Origin of the sequence: Carboxylicivirga marina (genome assembly GCF_016612505.1) — a bacterium.
GTDB lineage: Bacteria > Bacteroidota > Bacteroidia > Bacteroidales > Marinilabiliaceae > Carboxylicivirga > Carboxylicivirga marina.
On record NZ_JAENRR010000014.1, the window covers coordinates 80,098 to 98,991 of the forward strand.

17 protein-coding genes are annotated in these 18,894 nt (G+C 39.4%); 11 read left to right on the forward strand and 6 right to left on the reverse strand.

Annotated features, from left to right (window positions below):
- Positions 1-154 precede the first annotated feature (154 nt).
- The 10 genes from ilvD to ilvA all read left to right on the forward strand — a co-directional run bounded on the left by ilvD (position 155) and on the right by ilvA (position 13,612).
- Complete coding sequence (ilvD, locus tag JIV24_RS08135) at positions 155-1,984, forward strand: dihydroxy-acid dehydratase (RefSeq protein WP_200464533.1); 1,830 nt, start codon at positions 155-157, stop codon at positions 1,982-1,984.
- Positions 1,985-2,083: 99 nt separating this feature from the next.
- Positions 2,084-3,820, forward strand: a complete 1,737-nt coding sequence (ilvB, locus tag JIV24_RS08140) for a biosynthetic-type acetolactate synthase large subunit (protein ID WP_200464534.1) — start codon at positions 2,084-2,086, stop codon at positions 3,818-3,820.
- 65 nt (positions 3,821-3,885) lie between these two features.
- A complete protein-coding gene (gene ilvN / locus JIV24_RS08145) occupies positions 3,886-4,428 on the forward strand; it encodes an acetolactate synthase small subunit (RefSeq protein WP_200464535.1) in 543 nt (180 codons plus the stop codon).
- Between the two features lie 96 nt (positions 4,429-4,524).
- On the forward strand, positions 4,525-5,577 hold the full coding sequence (ilvC, locus tag JIV24_RS08150; RefSeq protein ID WP_200464536.1) for a ketol-acid reductoisomerase: 1,053 nt from the start codon (positions 4,525-4,527) through the stop codon (positions 5,575-5,577).
- A 119-nt stretch (positions 5,578-5,696) separates the two neighbouring features.
- Positions 5,697-7,193, forward strand: coding sequence for a 2-isopropylmalate synthase (locus JIV24_RS08155; RefSeq protein ID WP_200464537.1), 1,497 nt, complete (start codon positions 5,697-5,699; stop codon positions 7,191-7,193).
- 64 nt (positions 7,194-7,257) lie between these two features.
- Positions 7,258-8,661 carry a 3-isopropylmalate dehydratase large subunit gene (gene leuC / locus JIV24_RS08160; RefSeq protein ID WP_200464538.1) on the forward strand — a complete coding sequence of 468 codons (1,404 nt, stop codon included), beginning with the start codon at positions 7,258-7,260 and terminating at the stop codon, positions 8,659-8,661.
- A 15-nt stretch (positions 8,662-8,676) separates the two neighbouring features.
- On the forward strand, positions 8,677-9,276 hold the full coding sequence (leuD, locus tag JIV24_RS08165; RefSeq protein ID WP_200464539.1) for a 3-isopropylmalate dehydratase small subunit: 600 nt from the start codon (positions 8,677-8,679) through the stop codon (positions 9,274-9,276).
- A 221-nt stretch (positions 9,277-9,497) separates the two neighbouring features.
- Complete coding sequence (locus JIV24_RS08170) at positions 9,498-11,030, forward strand: alpha-isopropylmalate synthase regulatory domain-containing protein (RefSeq protein WP_200464540.1); 1,533 nt, start codon at positions 9,498-9,500, stop codon at positions 11,028-11,030.
- 123 nt (positions 11,031-11,153) lie between these two features.
- Positions 11,154-12,215 (forward strand): 3-isopropylmalate dehydrogenase, encoded by a 1,062-nt coding sequence (gene leuB, locus JIV24_RS08175; protein WP_200464541.1) that lies wholly within the window; start codon positions 11,154-11,156, stop codon positions 12,213-12,215.
- A gap of 116 nt (positions 12,216-12,331) precedes the next feature.
- A complete protein-coding gene (gene ilvA / locus JIV24_RS08180; RefSeq protein WP_200464542.1) occupies positions 12,332-13,612 on the forward strand; it encodes a threonine ammonia-lyase in 1,281 nt (426 codons plus the stop codon).
- Positions 13,613-13,672: 60 nt separating this feature from the next.
- On the opposite strand, the gene JIV24_RS08185 is transcribed toward ilvA, so the two are convergent.
- Positions 13,673-13,855, reverse strand: coding sequence for an Arc family DNA binding domain-containing protein (locus JIV24_RS08185; RefSeq protein ID WP_200464543.1), 183 nt, complete (start codon positions 13,853-13,855; stop codon positions 13,673-13,675).
- Between the two features lie 4 nt (positions 13,856-13,859).
- A complete protein-coding gene (locus JIV24_RS08190) occupies positions 13,860-14,714 on the reverse strand; it encodes an SPFH domain-containing protein (RefSeq protein ID WP_200464544.1) in 855 nt (284 codons plus the stop codon).
- 118 nt (positions 14,715-14,832) lie between these two features.
- On the opposite strand from JIV24_RS08190, the gene JIV24_RS08195 reads away from it, so the two are divergent.
- On the forward strand, positions 14,833-15,486 hold the full coding sequence (locus tag JIV24_RS08195; RefSeq protein WP_200464545.1) for a hypothetical protein: 654 nt from the start codon (positions 14,833-14,835) through the stop codon (positions 15,484-15,486).
- On the opposite strand, the gene JIV24_RS08200 is transcribed toward JIV24_RS08195, so the two are convergent.
- The 4 genes from JIV24_RS08200 to JIV24_RS08215 all read right to left on the reverse strand — a co-directional run bounded on the left by JIV24_RS08200 (position 15,476) and on the right by JIV24_RS08215 (position 18,871).
- A complete protein-coding gene (locus JIV24_RS08200) occupies positions 15,476-16,288 on the reverse strand; it encodes a metal ABC transporter permease (protein ID WP_200464546.1) in 813 nt (270 codons plus the stop codon). The genes JIV24_RS08195 and JIV24_RS08200 overlap by 11 nt on opposite strands.
- The gene (locus tag JIV24_RS08205) at positions 16,281-17,021 is read right to left on the reverse strand and encodes a metal ABC transporter ATP-binding protein (protein ID WP_200464547.1); all 741 of its coding nucleotides are present in this window, start codon (positions 17,019-17,021) and stop codon (positions 16,281-16,283) included. Before JIV24_RS08205 ends, JIV24_RS08200 begins: the two co-directional genes overlap by 8 nt.
- Before the next feature lie 5 nt (positions 17,022-17,026).
- On the reverse strand, positions 17,027-17,902 hold the full coding sequence (locus tag JIV24_RS08210) for a metal ABC transporter solute-binding protein, Zn/Mn family (protein ID WP_200464548.1): 876 nt from the start codon (positions 17,900-17,902) through the stop codon (positions 17,027-17,029).
- Positions 17,903-18,022: 120 nt separating this feature from the next.
- Positions 18,023-18,871: a LytR/AlgR family response regulator transcription factor gene (locus JIV24_RS08215; RefSeq protein ID WP_200464549.1), complete on the reverse strand. Its 849-nt coding sequence runs from the start codon at positions 18,869-18,871 to the stop codon at positions 18,023-18,025.
- Between the last annotated feature and the right edge of the window lie 23 nt (positions 18,872-18,894).

The window sequence follows — 18,894 nt, forward strand, 5'->3', positions numbered from 1 at the left end:
CATTCTCGACATTATTATTATTCTCGTGGTCATTATTATTAGAACCTAGAGGAGTGAGAATGCTATGTAGATAAATCAAACGATATAAGATACAGAAGAGCTTTTCTCACAAACGAGAAAAGCTCTTTTTTTTGATACAAACAGAAACAATAAAATGAAAATAACACTAAGAAGCGCAACATCAACACAAGGACGAAGAATGGCGGGAGCTCGTAGCTTGTGGCGTGCCAATGGTATGAAAGAACAGCATTTTGGCAAGCCTGTAATTGCTGTTGTTAATTCCTTTACGCAGTTTGTGCCGGGGCATGTGCATTTGCACGACATAGGTCAGATGGTAAAAAAGCGCATCGAAGCCAAAGGATGTTTCGCGGCTGAGTTTAATACCATTGCTATTGATGATGGAATTGCCATGGGGCATGATGGTATGTTGTATTCATTGCCATCTCGTGATATCATTGCCGACAGTGTTGAGTACATGTGTAATGCACACAAAGTAGATGCCATGGTTTGTATCAGTAACTGTGACAAAATTACACCTGGTATGCTAATGGCTTCTATGCGATTGAATATACCAACCGTTTTTGTTTCGGGTGGCCCAATGGAAGCTGGTAAAGCTGGTGGTAAAGCCTTGGATTTAGTTGATGCCATGGTGATGGCCGCTGACGATACGGTATCTGATGAAGAAGTAGATGAAGTGGAACGCAATGCGTGCCCTACTTGTGGCTCATGTTCAGGTATGTTCACGGCTAATTCAATGAATTGTTTGAATGAAGCTATTGGATTGGCCTTGCCTGGTAATGGTACTATCGTAGCTACGCATGTTAATCGTAAAGGATTGTTTGAAAATGCTGCCGATTTAATTGTAGACATAACCAATAAATATTATGGCGAGGGTGATGAATCTGTTTTACCTCGTTCCATTGCATCTTTTAAGTCCTTTGAAAATGCGATGACTCTGGATATAGCGATGGGAGGATCAACCAATACGGTTTTGCATATATTAGCCATTGCCCATGAGGCAGGGGTAAACTTTACGATGGATGATATCGATCGTTTATCACGCAATACACCTGTATTGTGTAAAGTGGCACCTAACTCGCATTATCACATCGAGGATGTGAACCGGGCTGGAGGTATCATGGGTATTTTAGCTGAGTTAAATCGTGGTGGATTGTTACACACTGATGTGAGTCGTGTTGATTTTCCTTCATTAAAAGAGGCTTTAGAGGCCTATGATGTCATGTCGGATTCTGTTTCTGATGAGGCTAAAGAAGTTTATACCAGTGCACCGGCAGGTATGTTCAACCTGACTATGGGATCGCAAAAGACAAAGTATGCCGAATTAGATTTAGATCGTGAGAAAGGGTGTATTCGTAGTATTGAAGGTGCCTTTTCGCAAGATGGTGGTCTGGCTGTATTGTTTGGCAATTTGGCCGAGAAAGGTTGTATCGTTAAAACGGCTGGTGTTGACGAGTCCATCTTTACTTTTAACGGTATAGCTCGTGTTTACGAATCACAAGATGATGCTTGTGAAGGCATTTTATCCGATGAGGTGAAGGCCGGAGATGTGGTCATCATTCGCTACGAAGGACCTAAAGGAGGGCCAGGTATGCAAGAGATGTTGTATCCTACATCCTATTTAAAGTCAAAGCATTTGGGTAAAGAATGTGCCTTGTTAACCGATGGACGTTTCTCTGGCGGAACATCTGGTTTATCCATTGGCCATGCATCTCCGGAAGCAGCAGGTGAAGGAAACATTGCCTTGGTGCAAAATGGCGACCCAATATTAATTGATATTCCTAACCGGAAAATAGAATTACAAATAAGTGAAGACGAGTTAGCTCAACGAAGAGCTACCGAAGAGGCCAAAGGAGATATGGCTTTTAAAGCAGTCAATCGCGAACGTTATGTATCAAAAGCTCTGAAGGCCTACGCCAGTTTGGTAAGTGCCGCCGACCAGGGTGCAGTAAGATTAATTGATTAGAATTAGACCAATAGACAGAAGACCAATAGACTATTTGATTAACCATGTTGTACATCATCTAAGCATCTATAATCTAACAGTCTAAAAATCTATAATAGAATGGAAACACAAACGCAAACAACAACCATGGAAGCCAAAGAGATGAAACAAAAACGCATGAGCGGCTCCGAAGCAGTAATGCAATCTTTATTGCATGAAGGAGTAGATTTGTTATTCGGATATCCGGGTGGGGCAATTATGCCTGTGTATGACGCACTTTACCACTATCAGGATAAGTTGAATCATATATTAGTACGTCATGAGCAGGGCGCTGTTCATGCGGCTCAGGGGTATGCGCGAGTCACTGGCAAAGTTGGCGTTTGCTTTGTTACAAGTGGACCGGGTGCAACCAATGCGGTAACTGGTATTGCTGACGCCATGGTAGATTCTACTCCTTTAGTAGTTATCAGTGGTCAGGTAGGTTCTGCCTTATTAGGTACCGATGCTTTTCAGGAGACAGATGTTGTAGGCATCACGCAGCCAATTACTAAATGGAATTATCAGGTGAAGCGTGCCGAAGAGATTCCGGAGGCCATTGCGAAAGCATTTTACATTGCTCGTTCAGGACGTCCGGGACCAGTTTTGATTGACATTACTAAAGATGCACAGTTTGCACAATTTGATTTCGAATATAAGCCAGTTGACAGGGTACGTAGTTACAAGCCTAAGTCATTGATTAATAAAGAAAAAGTTGCTGAGGCTGTTCAGTTGATTAATTTGGCTAAAAAACCTTTGGCCTTGATAGGACAAGGTGTGGTATTAGGTAGTGCCGAGAATGAATTGATGGATTTCTTGAAGAAAACAGGTATACCTGCCGCGTGGACTTTATTAGGCTTGTCAGCGATGCCAAGTGATTTTGAGCAAAATGTGGGTATGTTGGGTATGCACGGACACTATGGGCCTAATGTTAAGACTAATGAAGCTGATTTAATCATAGCGATTGGTATGCGATTCGATGACCGTGTAACCGGTAATGTTCAAAAGTACGCTACCAATGCTAAAGTGGTTCATTTAGAAATAGATCCTGCTGAAATCAATAAAATAATTTATGCCGATGTGCCTGTTTTGGGTGACGTAAAAGATTCATTACCAAAGCTAACTGAGATGGTATCTAAGAATAGCCATGAGGCTTGGTTAGGCGAATTTAAGGCTTGCGATAAAATTGAAAATCAAAAAATTATTGAGCCTGAATTACATCCGACAAAAGAAGGCTTAACAATGGGAGAAGTAGTCCGCAGAGTAACTGAACAATATGATGACGATGCCATTGTTGTGACTGATGTGGGGCAACACCAGATGTTTGCATCGCGCTATTTTAAATTTAAACAGTCGCGTAGCCTGGTAACTTCAGGTGGACTTGGTACGATGGGCTTTGGTTTACCGGCAGCATTAGGTGCTAAGTTAGGTCAACCCGAACGTCCGGTTTGTTTATTTGTAGGTGATGGTGGATTTCAAATGACTATTCAGGAATTGGGAACTATCTTTCAAACACAGGCTGATGTCAAAATCATTTTATTGAATAATAACTTTTTAGGAATGGTTCGTCAGTGGCAAGAGCTTTTCTTCGACCGTCGCTACGCTTCAACTGAATTAGTTAACCCCGATTTTCAAACCATTGCAAAGGGCTACGGCGTTGCTGGTGAAAAGGTCGACAGCCGTGATAATTTAGATGCTGCCGTTAAGCGCATGGCGGATCATAAGGGTGCTTATTTATTAGAAGTTGTTGTTGAGAAAGAAGGTAATGTATTTCCGATGGTGCCAACAGGTGCCTCAGTTTCAGAGGTTCGCCTTGAGTAAGGATTGACATTATCTAAAGATGTAAGTTATCAATTGACAATTAACCAATTCGACAATTAAGAGAAATGAAACAAGAATTCACATTATCAATATATTCTGAGAATCACGTCGGCCTGCTAAACCAGGTAACAACAGTGTTTACTCGTCGCCACATTAATATTGAAAGTCTGACGACTTCAGAATCCGCCATACCGGGTATCCATAAATTTACCATTGTGGTATTTACATCGCGTGAACAAGTCAATAAATTGCTGTTGCAAATTGAAAAGCGCATTGATGTTATCAAAGCCTATGTGTTTACTGCTGATGAAATAGTACATCAGGAAGTGGCTCTTTATAAAGTAAAAACGGAGTCGTTACTCAACAGCAATGAAATTGAGCGCCTGGTACGTCAATATGGAGCACGTATCCTGGAAGTCACAAAAGAATATACAGTCATTGAAAAGACTGGTCACAAACGAGAAACGCAAGAGCTCTTTGATAAACTTGATCATTTTGGCGTTCAACAATTTGTTCGTTCCGGACGCATTGCGGTAACGAAGCTAAAGGATGAGTTATTATCAAATTATCTGAAGAAACTCGAAAAAGAAAAGACTCTATTAGATTAAACGATAGAGATAAGAAATAAGACTAATTGAAAAAAGCTAGTTGCTAGCCGCTAAGAGCTAGTTGCTCAAAAACATAAACATTAATCAAATAAAATCATGGCAAAAATTAATTTTGGAGGAACTGAAGAAAACGTTGTAATGAGGGAAGAGTTCCCATTGGAAAAAGCACGTGAAGTATTAAAAGACGAAACAATTGCTGTAATTGGTTATGGCGTGCAAGGTCCGGGACAATCACTTAACCTTAAAGACAATGGTTTCAATGTAATTGTTGGTCAGCGTAAAGAATCAAAGACCTGGGATAAAGCTATCGCCGATGGTTGGGTTCCTGGTGAAACTCTTTTCGAAATTGAAGAGGCGCTTGAAAAAGCAACAATTATCCAGTACCTGCTTTCTGATGCTGGGCAGATTCAAATGTGGGACACCGTTAAGAAGTACTTAACACCGGGTAAAGCCCTTTATTTCTCACACGGATTCGGTATCACATACAAAGAGCGTACGGGTATTGTACCTCCTGCTGATGTGGATGTTATCCTGGTTGCACCTAAAGGTTCAGGTACATCGTTACGTCGCATGTTCCTTGAAGGACGTGGCTTAAACTCGTCATACGCTATCTTCCAGGATGCTACTGGAAAAGCAAAAGATCGTGTTATCTCACTAGGTATTGGAGTTGGTTCGGGTTACTTATTCGAGACTGATTTCAAACGTGAAGTTTACTCTGATTTAACAGGTGAGCGTGGAACATTAATGGGATGTATCCAGGGAATTTTTGCTGCTCAGTACGAAGTATTACGTGCTAATGGTCACACACCATCTGAAGCATTTAACGAAACGGTTGAGGAATTGACTCAGAGTTTGATGCCATTAGTAGCTGAAAACGGAATGGATTGGATGTATGCCAACACATCAACAACTGCTCAGCGTGGTGCATTAGATTGGTGGAAGCCTTTCCGTGATGCAACTAAGCCAGTTTTTGAAAAACTATATTCAGAAGTGGCTGCAGGTAACGAAGCGCAACGTTCGATTGATTCTAATAGTCAGGCTGATTATCGTGTGAAGTTAGATGCAGAGCTAAAGGAGTTGAATGAATCTGAAATGTGGCAAGCAGGTGCTGCTGTCCGTAAATTGAGACCAGAAAACCAAGATAAGTAAAGACACAGGGTATAAGTATCAAGACGCAAATAAGTCTTGATACTTGTGTCTTTCATCTTTTAAAAAACAAAAACCGAAGGGGATAGGAATTCGGAATATTCATTTGTAAAACATTAACCATGGATAATAAAGTTCATATATTCGATACAACATTAAGAGACGGTGAGCAAGTACCGGGATGCCAGTTAAACACTATTGAAAAGATAGAAGTAGCCCGTCAGCTCGAGAAGCTCGGCGTGGATGTTATCGAAGCTGGATTCCCCATTTCGAGCCCCGGAGATTTTAATTCGGTGGTCGAGATTTCTAAAGCCGTTCAGAATCCAACGATTTGTGCATTAACTCGTGCTGTTAAAAAAGACATTGAAGTAGCGGCCGATGCATTGAAATTCGCCAAGCGTGGTCGTATCCATACAGGTATTGGTACTTCACCTTATCACATTAAATACAAATTAAATTCTAACGAAGACGAAATTGTGCAGCGTGCTGTTGAGGCAGTTAAATACGCAAAACGATTTGTCGAAGACGTAGAATTCTATGCAGAAGATGCCGGTCGATCAGACAATGAATATTTAGCTCGCGTGGTTGAAGCGGTAATTGCTGCTGGTGCAACAGTCATTAATATTCCGGATACTACTGGATATTGTTTGCCTAAAGAGTATGGTGAAAAAATTGCTTACCTGGTAAATAATGTACCTAATGTGGATAAAGCTATTTTATCAACCCACTGTCATAATGACCTTGGAATGGCAACCGCCAATACCTTAGCAGGTGTTACCAACGGTGCTCGCCAGGTTGAGGTAACCATCAATGGATTAGGCGAACGTGCCGGAAACACTTCTTTGGAGGAAGTGGTTATGGCCATGAAATCTCATCACGATTTGGATTATCAAACAGGGATTGATACGACGCAAATTATGAAAACCAGTAAATTGGTTTCGACCTTAATGCGCATGCCGGTTCAGGCAAATAAAGCCATTGTTGGTCGTAATGCTTTTGCTCACTCATCTGGTATTCATCAGGATGGCGTATTGAAAAATCGTGAAAATTACGAAATTATCGACCCGGCCGATGTTGGCGTTAAAGAATCGAGTATTGTATTAACGGCTCGTAGTGGACGTGCTGCTTTAAAACACCGTTTACACGTTTTAGGTTATGAGTTTGAAGGTCCGGAGTTGGATGATATTTACAATCAATTTCTTGACCTGGCTGATAAGAAAAAGGATGTGGCTGATGAGGACTTAGAGGCATTGGCTGGCTCTGAAAAAGAAAAACAAGACCGTTCAATTAAATTAGAATCATTACAGGTGATTTCGGGTAGTTCGACCATCCCAACAGCGACTGTTGCTGTTAACTTCAATGGCGATGTCTTTACCGAAACGGCTTCAGGTAACGGACCAATTGATGCAGCTTTTACGGCTGTTAAGAGCCTGGTGAAACGTAAGGTACATTTGGAAGAATTCCTGATTCAGGCTATCACACGAGGTAGCGATGATTTGGGTAAAGTACACGTTCAGGTTGAGCATAAAGGCCACACCTACTATGGTTTCTCTGCCAATGTTGATATCATTACAGCATCTGTAGAGGCTTTCTTAGATTCTATCTCAAAAATTGGTTAAGTACGAATATGTAAATCATCGATTCGGCAATTAACCAATTAAGCGAATCGACAACAAAAGAAAAATGGGAAAAACATTATTTGATAAAATATGGGACAGCCACGTCGTCAAAACCATTGATGACGGGCCCAATGTTCTTTATATTGACCGTCACTTTATTCATGAAGTAACGAGTCCGCAAGCTTTTGGAGGTATTAAAGCAAGAGGTAGTAAAGTCGCACGACCTTCGCAGGTTATTGCAACACCTGATCATAATATTCCAACCATTAATCAGCACCTGACAATTCAGGACGAGTTATCGCGTGTGCAGGTGGAAACTTTGAAGAAGAATTGTGAAGAGAATGGTATCACCATGTATGGTTTAAACCATCCGTATAATGGGATTGTGCACGTAGTTGGACCAGAATTGGGGATTACACAACCAGGCATGACCATTGTTTGTGGCGATAGTCATACTTCAACGCATGGTGCTTTTGGCAGTATTGCTTTTGGAATCGGTACCAGTGAGGTAGAGATGGCCTTGGCAACACAATGTATTATGCAGCCTAAGCCTAAAAGTATGCGCATCAATATCGAAGGGGAGTTGGATAAAGGAGTAGCATCAAAAGACATCATCCTTTACATTATCTCTAAGATAACAGCCGCTGGCGGAACAGGTTATTTTGTAGAGTTTGCAGGTTCGGCTATTCGCAGCTTGTCGATGGAAGCGCGCATGACGGTTTGTAACATGAGTATCGAAATGGGTGCCCGTGGCGGTATGATTGCACCTGATGAAACAACCTTTGAATACATCAAAGGACGCGAGCAGGCACCTCAGGGTGTAGCTTGGGACAAAGCAGTTGCTCATTGGGAGTCTTTGGTTACTGACGCTGATGCGCAATTTGATAAAGAATTGACCTTTGACGCAGCCGACATTGAACCGATGATTACCTATGGAACAAATCCTGGAATGGGAGCCAAGGTATGCGAAAATATTCCATCATTGGATACTATTGAGGATAGTTCTAAAAATACTTTCCAGAAATCAATGGAATACATGGGCTTTGAAGCTGGTGATAAGTTAGAAGGAAAGCAAGTGGATTATGTATTTGTTGGTAGTTGTACCAATGGTCGTATCGAAGATTTGCGTGCTTTTTGTGAAGCTGTAAAAGGCAAGCAAAAAGCTGAAAACATAACCGCCTGGATCGTTCCTGGAAGTAAGCAGGTTGAGAAGCAAGCTATTGAAGAAGGTTTGAAAGACCAATTGGAAGCTGCCGGATTTGAATTACGTCAACCTGGTTGTTCTGCTTGTTTGGCTATGAATGATGATAAGATACCGGCCGGTAAATACGCCGTTGCTACATCAAACCGTAATTTTGAAGGTCGACAAGGTCCTGGTTCGCGCACCATGTTAGCAAGTCCATTGACTGCTGCTGCTGCTGCCGTTACAGGTGTTGTGACTGATCCACGTACCATCTTTAACTTTTAATCAGGAGGAAGAAATATGCCTATAGATAAATTTGTAACAGTTCAAACGTCGTTTGTGCCAATGCCAATCGAAAACGTGGATACAGACCAGATTATACCGGCCCGCTTCCTGAAAGCAACCACTAAAGATGGTTTTGGTGATAACTTGTTTTACGACTGGCGATACGAAAAAGATGGTTCACCAAAGGCGGATTTTGTTTTAAATAATCCAGCATACTCGGGTACTGTTTTAGTAGCCGGTAAAAACTTTGGAAGTGGTTCGAGTCGCGAGCATGCTGCCTGGGCTATCGATGGTTATGGTTTTAAGGCTGTCGTATCTAGCTTTTTTGCTGATATATTCAGAGGTAACTCGCTGAACAATGGTGTGTTGCCAGTTCAGGTATCCGAAGCGTTTTTAGCAGGACTGTTTAAAGCAGTAGATGCTGATAATAAAGCTGAGGTAAAAATTGATTTGGAGAGCCAAACAATTACGAATGTAAACACAGGTGATTCAGAGGGCTTCGAAATCAATTCATACAAAAAGAATTGCCTCATGAATGGCTATGATGATATTGATTATTTATTAAGCCTGAGTAAGGAGATTGAGGCTTATGAAGCTAAGGCTGTTAAGTTTTAGTACTACAGTCTACTTAATTTTAGCAGAGTCTGATAATAGATAGAAAGTCATCTCGACTACCGTTCGGTGCACCATCACCGGACGGAGTTGGATGATGAAGGACACGAAAAGTTTATAGTTTATAAGTTTATTTTGAGCTTCTCATCATGTAAATCATCTTGTGTCTTATGTCTAGAATCTTGAATCTCAAAAAACATTAACCACAATAACCAAAGGATTACATGACTATAGAGCTAATGGATACCACCTTACGCGACGGCGAGCAAACTACCGGTGTGTCGTTTAACGAATCGGAGAAGCTGGCCATGGCGACCATGCTGCTCGAAGAGTTAAAGGTGGACAGAATAGAAGTGGCATCAGCACGAGTCAGTGATGGCGAGTATCGTGCTGTGCAGAAAATATGTGAGTGGGCATCAAAAAAAGGTTTGTTAGATAAGGTTGAGGTACTTGGCTTTGTTGACGGCCAAACGTCTTTGGAGTGGATTCAAAGTGCTGGCGGAAGAGTTGTCAATCTTTTAACCAAAGGTTCGCTGAAGCATGTTACCAGCCAATTAGGAAAAACTCCTCAAGAGCATGTAGCGGATATTAAAAAGGTAATTGCTGCAGCTGAAGAAATGGATATTGATGTCAATATTTATCTTGAAGATTGGTCGAATGGTATGATTGATTCGCCCGAATATGTGTATTTTGTTCTGGATGAGTTGCAGCAAACGAGTATTAAGCGATTTATGTTACCTGATACACTTGGGATATTAAATCCGGCTCAGGTTGAAGAGTTCTGCGCTTCTATTATTACGCGTTATCCTGATTTGCACATTGATTTTCACGCTCATAATGATTATGATTTGGCAGTGGCTAATGTTTTTGCTGCTATTAGAGCCGGTGTGCAAGGAATCCATACCACCATTAATGGCTTGGGTGAACGAGCAGGAAATGCACCGCTTGCCAGTGTTGTTGGTCTATTTAATGATCAACTAAATGTTAAAACCAATATTGAGGAGTCGAATATTACAAAAGTTAGTCAACTGGTTGAAAGCTTCTCAGGTATTCGCATTCCCACAAATAAACCATTAACCGGAGAGTTTGTGTTTACCCAATGTGCCGGTATTCATGCTGATGGAGATAATAAAGATAACCTTTATTTCAATCGATTAATGCCAGAACGTTTTGGTCGTGTACGTAAATATGCACTTGGTAAAACATCCGGAAAGGCCAATATTCTGAAGAATTTAGAAGAATTGGGAATTGATTTGTCATCTGAAGAAATGAAAAAGGTGACAGAGCGTGTGATTGAATTAGGTGATAAAAAAGAAACAGTTACCACAGAAGATTTACCTTACATTATATCTGATGTGATTAAAAGTTCATCAATTAAAGAACATATAAAAGTAAAAAATTATAGTCTTCAACTAACAAAGGGGCTTATGCCTTTAGCCAATGTGAGTATCGAAATTGATGAAGAGGTACATCAGGAAACCGCAAATGGGGATGGACAGTACGATGCGTTTATGCATGCTATTTGGAAGATTTATGACAAGCTTGGAAAAAACCATCCGGTTTTAGAAGATTACATTGTCACTATTCCTCCGGGAGGAAAAACGGATGCATTGGTTGAGACAGTTATCTCATGGGAGTTTAAAGGCCGATTGTTTAAAACTCGTGGACTTGATGCAGACCAAACGGAAGCCGCTATTAAAGCGACCGTAAAAATGCTTAACTTGATTGAAAACGGAAATTTTAAAATTATAAACTAGACTATTAGAATTTAGACGGATGGATACCTAAACTAAAATGTACACCTGAAATTTATTTCTTATGTGTTAAGTCAAGTTGTCTATTGTCTAACAGTCTATTGTCTAATAATCTATTATCTAGAGATGAAATTAAATATCGCAGTTTTGCCGGGAGACGGCATTGGACCGGAAATAGTAGCACAAGCACAAAAAGTAATGGATGCAGTTGCCGTAAAGTATAACCACGAGATCGTATATACTAACGCATTGGTTGGGGCAACAGCAATCGACAAAGTAGGTAATCCATACCCTGATGAAACACACGAGGTTTGTATGAATTCAGATGCGGTACTGTTTGGTGCTATTGGAGATCCTAAATATGACAACGACCCAAAAGCAAAAGTTCGACCTGAGCAAGGCTTGTTGGCTATGCGCAAAAAACTTGGTTTATATGCCAATATTCGCCCGGTTACCACTTTTCCATCTTTATTAGATAAAAGTCCTTTGCGCTTGGATATTGTTGAAGGAGCTGATTTTGTGGTTGTGCGTGAGCTTACTGGCGGTATCTATTTTGGTGAAAAGGGTCGTTCAGAAGATTTGAAGAAAGCCTTTGATACATGTACTTATACAACTGAAGAAATCGAACGCATTCTGAAATTAGCATTCTCATATGCTGGTAAGAGAGATAAGCGTTTGACAGTTATTGATAAGGCTAATGTTTTAGCAACCTCTCGTTTGTGGCGCGAAACTGCCCAAGGTATGGAAGCTGATTACAAAGATATTGAGGTTGATTACATGTTTGTTGACAATGCAGCGATGCAATTAATTCAATGGCCTAAGAAATTTGATGTGATGGTAACCGAGAATATGTTCGGCGATATCATTAGCGACGAAGCATCTGTTATTACTGGTTCTCTAGGTTTGTTACCTTCAGCATCGGTTGGTGTTCACACATCGGTGTTTGAGCCAATTCATGGTTCATACCCTCAGGCTGCAGGTAAAGATATAGCTAACCCTATAGCAACTGTTTTATCGGCTGCAATGTTATTAGAATCGCTTGACCTACTCGAAGAGGCAAAAGCTGTACGCGATGCTGTTAACCAATCGCTCGATGCTGGTGTCGTCACCGAGGATATAGCTAAAGATGATAATGTCAGTAAAACATCGGAAGTTGGTGATTGGCTCGCTAATTGCATTAAAAAGTAAGTAACTTGTAAACCTGTCAGGATGATAAATCTTGACAGGTTTTTTGATTTTCTATACTAGATCAGTTTTTTGATTCTGGTGTATTGATACATTATTATTTAATACCCCAACAACAAATGACAACAAACAGTAAAATAGCAGCTTTTTCAGATTATTACCCCTCACTGGATGCTGTAAAAAAAGCCAAAGAAACCATCTCTGATGTGGTAGAAACCACACCATTAATGCGTAATCTTAATTTATCAAAGCAGTTTTGCTCTAACGTATATCTAAAAAGGGAAGACTTACAAACGGTTCGTTCTTATAAGATTAGAGGTGCTTATAACAAGATTAAAAATCTGACAAAACAGCAGGTTGAATCAGGTATTGTATGTGCCAGTGCAGGCAATCATGCACAAGGTGTAGCTTTTTCATGCCGTGAATTACATATCAATGGCTATATTTTCATGCCGGCTACCACACCTCGTCAAAAGGTTAATCAGGTAAAAATGTTTGGTCAGGGCTTTGTTGAAGTAATACTCAAAGGTGATACTTTTGATGATGCTTATAAGGCAGCTATGGATGAATGTGCACGTACTGGCAGAACTTTTATTCACCCATTTGATGATCCACAAATTATCGAAGGGCAAGCAACGGTTGGACTTGAATTAATTGAGCAGACAGATAAGCCCATTGATTTCATTTTTGTACCAATTGGAGGTGGGGGATTAGTGGCCGGACTAGGAGCTTATATCAAACAAATCACTCCAGAAACAAAGATTATTGGTGTTGAGCCAGCTGGTGCACCTGCCATGCAACGCTCTATGGAACAGGGTGAGGTGGTTGAACTATCCGAAATCGATAAGTTCGTTGATGGTGCCGCTGTTAAAAAAGTGGGTAGTATTAATTTATCTATTTGCCAGCGCGTATTGGATGATATGATTTTGGTTCCGGAAGGGAAAATCTGCACAAAAATTCTGGAGTTGTATAATTATGAAGCTATCGTTGTTGAACCTGCAGGGGCTTTAAGTATCGCCGCTTTGGATTATTATGCTGACCAAATCATCGGTAAAAATGTGGTTTGTATTCTGAGTGGTAGTAACAACGATATTACACGTACCGAAGAGATTAAGGAGCGCTCTTTGCTTTATGAAGGATTAAAGCATTACTTTATTGTGCGTTTCCCTCAACGTGCCGGTGCATTAAAAACCTTTGTTAATACTGTACTTGGTCCTGGTGATGACATTACGCATTTCGAATATAAAAAGAAAACGGCACGTGCCATGGGACCAGTTGTGATTGGTGTTGAATTGCAAAAGCCAGATGATTTCGATGGGCTGCAAAAGCGTATGGAGGAACATGGTTTTGTAGCCGAATACTTAAATGAAAAACCAGATCTGTTTCAGTATTTAATATAACACTGAAATTAGGTTATTAGATACAAAAAGAGCAACTTCATTTGAAGTTGCTCTTTTAGGTTATTCGATTTCTTTTTTTGATTCTTTATCACTTTTTTTCAGTCGTTTAGCATCTTTTAAGCACTTGTGAATCATCCATTCAAGCTGACCATTGACACTTCTGAATTCATCATCCGCCCACTTTTCGATCTGCTTAAATGTTTCAGGGTCAATTCTTAATACAAATGATTTTTTCTTGCTCATAGCATTAATTGTGTAATGTGCCTGTGTTAATTACAGGCGTCGCTTCTTTATCGCCGCACAAAACTACCATTAAATTGCTAACCATGGAAGCTTTTTGATGTTCGTCAAAATTGATTATATCATCTTCAGCTAGTTGGGTTAAAGCATCTTCTACCATGCCAACAGCACCCTCTACAATTTTCTTACGTGCTGCTACAATGGCAACAGCTTGTTGGCGTTTTAGCATCGAACTGGCAATTTCTGGTGCATAAGCTAAATAGCCAATGCGTGCTTCCATCACCTCAATGCCTGCTATTGCTAATCGTTCGGTTATTTCATTTTCCAAAGCTTCGTTAACCTCGTGCATGCCTGAGCGTAATGTGACTTCAGCCTGAGCGTCATCAAAATTGTCGTAAGGATACGAACCGGCAAGCTTTCTTACGGCTGCATCTGTTTGAACTCGAACAAACTCTTCATAATGATCTACCTCAAAAGCAGCTTTGTAAGTCTCTTTTACTTTCCAGACCAGGATTACATTAATCATGATTGGATTACCAATGCGGTCATTTACTTTAAGTCGTTCACTATCGAAGTTACGGGCGCGTAATGAAATCCTTTGTTTTGTGTAAAATGGATTGGCCCAGAAAAAGCCATTTTCTTTAACCGTTCCTTTATAGGCTCCAAACAACACTAATACCTTTGAACCATTAGGGTTAACGATGAAAAAGCCAGGGAGCATGGCTAAAATAAAAGGGATAGCTATTATTAAAAGATATAGCTCTTGGATCACAATTGTTGCTATGGTGGTAGCAAGCAATACAAAGAATACCATCAGCATCAGGTATCCATTTTTTGGTTTAGTTATTTGTTCTTGTTTCATAGTGATATTAAAATAGTATCACAATACTATTAAAATAAGTTTACATTGTCAAGTCATTGTAATACATTCTTAATTGGAAATTAATTCGTTTATCGTATTTTTAATTCAAATATGAATTATGAAATTACTGCTTACGTCTCTGGTAATACTTTTTATGAGCCTACCTGTTTCTGCTAAATGGGTCGATGGTTATGTTGTTGATAAGGAAGGCACAACAATTAAAGGAAAGGTTTATCTGAATAATCACACCGTAAAATCAAGAAGTGCATATGTTCGCGATGGCTTATTCTTAAATGATTATCATCGGGAAGTTTTTTTTAAAGAGAACGGTAAAAGAAAGCGAGCGTATGGACCTGAAGACCTAAGAGAATACAGCTTTGAATACAAAGGCAAGTTTTATTATTTTGAAAGTTTTGAGTTAGAGTATAAAAGTATTGTTAAAGCAGAGCGACAAACAGACAGGTTTCTTCAGGTAATGTATAGTGGACATTGCAAATTGTATCGCAATATAAGCGAAAGCCTGTATAATGATGGCCTCGTAAGAATAGAGCCTACAATTGATTACTATATATATAACAGTGAGCTTGGTTTAACCATGGTAGCTTCTGTAAATGATTATAAACATTTAAAGGATATTTTACTGGCATATAATTTTGACCAGCGTTATGTAGATGGTTTAAAAAAGCGGCTAAATATTCGTGATATTCCGCAAATTATCATTGATTATGAACTGTGGAATGAAGAAAACAGGCAGCCAGTTTTTAATACTTAAAAAGCTTAACAACTCGTAATATTCCGTATGATATTGTTAAAGTAAAAATTATAGTTGCTCCGGATGGCAGGTCCAAATAATAGGCAATAAGTAGTCCGGATACACTGCCAATAACACTGATAATTACCGAATTAATCATCATTTTCTTCAAATCCTTCGAGAATAGATTTGCTGCCGAAGCTGGAATGGTAAATAAAGAAAGTACGAGAATTATCCCCATTACTTTAATTGATAATACAATAGCCATGGCAACTAATATGGCGCTAATGTATTTAATAGCTTGCACAGGAAGTCCTGAAACTTGTGCAAATTCTGAATTAAAAGCGACAGATAAAACAGTCGGATAAAAGAATTTTAGTAAGGCAATACAAATTATAGAAATAACCGCCAACCAAATTAAATCTAGCATCTGAACAGTTAGGATATCACCAAATAGAAAACCCATAAGGTTAGGCGTGTAACCTGGAGTTAGAAAAACAAATAAGATACCGATAGCCATACCCAATGACCACAGAATAGCTATGGAACTATCTTCTCTGATTCCTGCTTTATTGCTACTCCATTCAATTCCAACCGCTGATAAAACAGCAAATATGGCTGCACCCACAAAAGGAGGAAAGCCCAAATAATAAGCAATTCCCATCCCGCCAAATGAAGCATGCGTTATGCCACCACTGATAAAGACATTACGACGCGCTACAATATAACTGCCAATTATGCCTGCAATAAGTGAGGTTAAAGTAGCCGCTATTAACGCATTTCTGAAGAAACTAAAGCTTAATAGTTCTATTATTTCATTCATGTTCGTGGTGTTTTAAAACCCTGTGTGGAACATGACCATGACTGACTAGTTCAATTGGGCAATTGTATGACTGAAGTACTTCATTGGTAATTTTATTTGAATGGTGGTAGTGGAGGCCTCCATTTACACATGCAATTGTTTTTACCATCGATGAAATGGTTCCAACATCGTGTGACACCAATAAAATTGCCATGTCTTTATTTAATTCGCCAAGTAGATTATATAAGCTGGCTTCAAATGTTTTATCAACATAAGTATTGGGTTCATCTAAAATGAGAAGATTAGGGTTACTCATTAGAGCTCTGCATAAGAAAATTCGTTGCATTTGTCCGCCCGAAAGTTCTCCTATTGGCATGTTGTGTACATTCTTAAGACCGATGAATTCCAAAAGCTCATCTACTTTTTGCAGTGTTTGTTTGCTTGGTTTACTCCACCATTTATCATTAACAAATCGTCCTGAAAGAATCACATCTCTAATAGTGATTGGAAATTGTTTGTCAATAGAATTTACTTGTGGGAGATATCCAATTTTGAGATTAGGATCCTTTTTAATTACCCCGGAAGCTGGTTTTAATAATTCAATTATGATCTTGAGTAAGGTCGTTTTACCTCCTCCATTCGGACCTATTATCCCAATAAAGTCATTTTCATTCACGTCCAGATTAACGTTGCTCAGAACAACGTTGTTGTCATAGGCAGCCGTAATATTGTGAACTTGAACAAGTGGTTTCATTGGGTTTATTGGTTTTCAAGATGACTGATAAACCGCTCCATTTCTGCCATCCAGTTTTCTGAAAGTGGATTAACCTGCACAGTGTTAGCTCCAATTTCTTCAGAAATAACTTTGGCATTTGATTGGTCAAATTCTTGCTGAATATAGATGGTTTTAATCTGCTTTTCCCTGGCAAGTTCAATGGTTGATTTCAGTTTCCCCGGTGTTGGTGTTTTACCTTCGAACTCTATGGTAATTTGTTCAAAGTTATATGCTCGGGCTAAATATGTATAAGCCGGGTGAAAAATCATAAATGTTAAGTCTGGATTGCGTGTTTGAAGTTTATTCAAACGTTCATCCATCTCGTCTAGTTCACCAATGAAAATCTCATAGTTTGAACTCACTAAGTCTTTATATTCAGGGAATAAAGCTAGTAAATGCTTTTTTAGATTTCGTGTTAATATTTTTACCTCTTTTGGTGAAGTCCATGTATGGGGATCAACACCTCCGGTGCATATATGGTCGTGGTCGTGGTCATGATGATGATGTTCGCCCTGTATGATATCGATGCCGTCAGACAAATCAAACCATTTCATATTTTGATTGGCTGCATTCAGTTTATCATTCCAGCCGGCTTCGAAACCCAGATGTCCCATTTTAAAATAGGCGATTGATTTTGAGAGTCGTTTTATTTGTGCTGCAGTAGGTGCATAACTGGCGTGATCTGAACCTTGCGGGATCATAATATTAACATCAAGCGAATCGCCCATGAGTCTCTCAATAAAATATTTTTGAGGTGCAATGCTTACTGTCACTATTGGCTTGTTATCAATTTTTGTTTTGGTGTTGCAGGCAGATAGTGCTGTTAAGGCAATTAAAATTGCTAATAATATATTCTTCATGTAGTAATCTTTTGTATCGGAGTGTATTAGATTTATTTATCATACACGTAAGTGCGCAAAAATACACGTTTATGAGGAATAATGCAACATTGTTGCAATAAATAAGAGACCTTTAACTCCTTATTGGTTTTGTCCGAAAAATTGAAAGACCGTATCTGAATAGGTTTTAGATACCGGAATTTCTATAACAGGCTGGGTATTAAGTTTTATTCTTAAGCCCTCTTTAGTTAGTTCAATAAGTTTTACTTTCTGAAAGTTAACCATGTAGGAGCGATGGCAACGAACGACTTCCATAGGTTTTAAAGATGATTCAAGTTGCTTTAGAGTGTTTCGCAATAAAAATTTCTCATGCTTCTGATGATCGGAATAATAGATGGTCACATAATTGTCGGCACCTTGCAAGTATAGTAAATCATCAATCTTTAAAGAAAGACGCATTGTGCCTTTTTCATCTTTAAACAACACCATACCACTAGGTTCAAGCTTTTCGGTATCTCCTTCAGAAATGGCTTCAAGCTTTTCTTTATTATCAATCCAGGCAAAATACAGCCAGGTAACAGTATAAGGTATCAAAAGAACCAATGCTGTATTTTGAGCCGATACCTTCAATGCTTCATCAAATTCTCTTGGGTCGTTAAGAATGAGCATCTCATAAAGTGTGTAGAACAACGACATACTCACAATTTCAATGGCGATCCATATCATATAGTGGCCAATTGAAATGTGTTTGCCTTTTTTGGCGGAATGATACATGATAATGCGACTGACCACGACCACCAATACACCTGTCAGTATAACCAGACTGGAGTAGAAAAAAAGTTGCAAGCGTGTAATCGGAAACCAATTACTAACATCGAAAGGCTCATAAATATTGATGAAAACTAAAGCAAAAGCTGCAGTGAAGAGAATAAGGCGAACGATATTCTTCTTTTTTATAAGATATGCCGGTATTGCTTTACTTAAGTCCATGACTGCATAAAGATGCATTAAAA

What these genes read in the sequence shown, in the direction of transcription:
- leuD (WP_200464539.1), top strand. Translation starts at nt 8,677, where the DNA reads ATGCCTATAGATAAATTTGTAACAGTTCAAACGTCGTTTGTGCCAATG.
- JIV24_RS08170 (WP_200464540.1), top strand. Translation starts at nt 9,498, where the DNA reads ATGACTATAGAGCTAATGGATACCACCTTACGCGACGGCGAGCAAACT.
- ilvD (WP_200464533.1), top strand. Translation starts at nt 155, where the DNA reads ATGAAAATAACACTAAGAAGCGCAACATCAACACAAGGACGAAGAATG.
- JIV24_RS08155 (WP_200464537.1), top strand. Translation starts at nt 5,697, where the DNA reads ATGGATAATAAAGTTCATATATTCGATACAACATTAAGAGACGGTGAG.
- JIV24_RS08215 (WP_200464549.1), bottom strand. Translation starts at nt 18,871, where the DNA reads ATGGACTTAAGTAAAGCAATACCGGCATATCTTATAAAAAAGAAGAAT.
- ilvA (WP_200464542.1), top strand. Translation starts at nt 12,332, where the DNA reads ATGACAACAAACAGTAAAATAGCAGCTTTTTCAGATTATTACCCCTCA.
- ilvB (WP_200464534.1), top strand. Translation starts at nt 2,084, where the DNA reads ATGGAAACACAAACGCAAACAACAACCATGGAAGCCAAAGAGATGAAA.
- JIV24_RS08190 (WP_200464544.1), bottom strand. Translation starts at nt 14,714, where the DNA reads ATGAAACAAGAACAAATAACTAAACCAAAAAATGGATACCTGATGCTG.
- ilvN (WP_200464535.1), top strand. Translation starts at nt 3,886, where the DNA reads ATGAAACAAGAATTCACATTATCAATATATTCTGAGAATCACGTCGGC.
- JIV24_RS08210 (WP_200464548.1), bottom strand. Translation starts at nt 17,902, where the DNA reads ATGAAGAATATATTATTAGCAATTTTAATTGCCTTAACAGCACTATCT.
- ilvC (WP_200464536.1), top strand. Translation starts at nt 4,525, where the DNA reads ATGGCAAAAATTAATTTTGGAGGAACTGAAGAAAACGTTGTAATGAGG.
- leuC (WP_200464538.1), top strand. Translation starts at nt 7,258, where the DNA reads ATGGGAAAAACATTATTTGATAAAATATGGGACAGCCACGTCGTCAAA.
- JIV24_RS08195 (WP_200464545.1), top strand. Translation starts at nt 14,833, where the DNA reads ATGAAATTACTGCTTACGTCTCTGGTAATACTTTTTATGAGCCTACCT.
- leuB (WP_200464541.1), top strand. Translation starts at nt 11,154, where the DNA reads ATGAAATTAAATATCGCAGTTTTGCCGGGAGACGGCATTGGACCGGAA.
- JIV24_RS08185 (WP_200464543.1), bottom strand. Translation starts at nt 13,855, where the DNA reads ATGAGCAAGAAAAAATCATTTGTATTAAGAATTGACCCTGAAACATTT.
- JIV24_RS08205 (WP_200464547.1), bottom strand. Translation starts at nt 17,021, where the DNA reads ATGAAACCACTTGTTCAAGTTCACAATATTACGGCTGCCTATGACAAC.
- JIV24_RS08200 (WP_200464546.1), bottom strand. Translation starts at nt 16,288, where the DNA reads ATGAATGAAATAATAGAACTATTAAGCTTTAGTTTCTTCAGAAATGCG.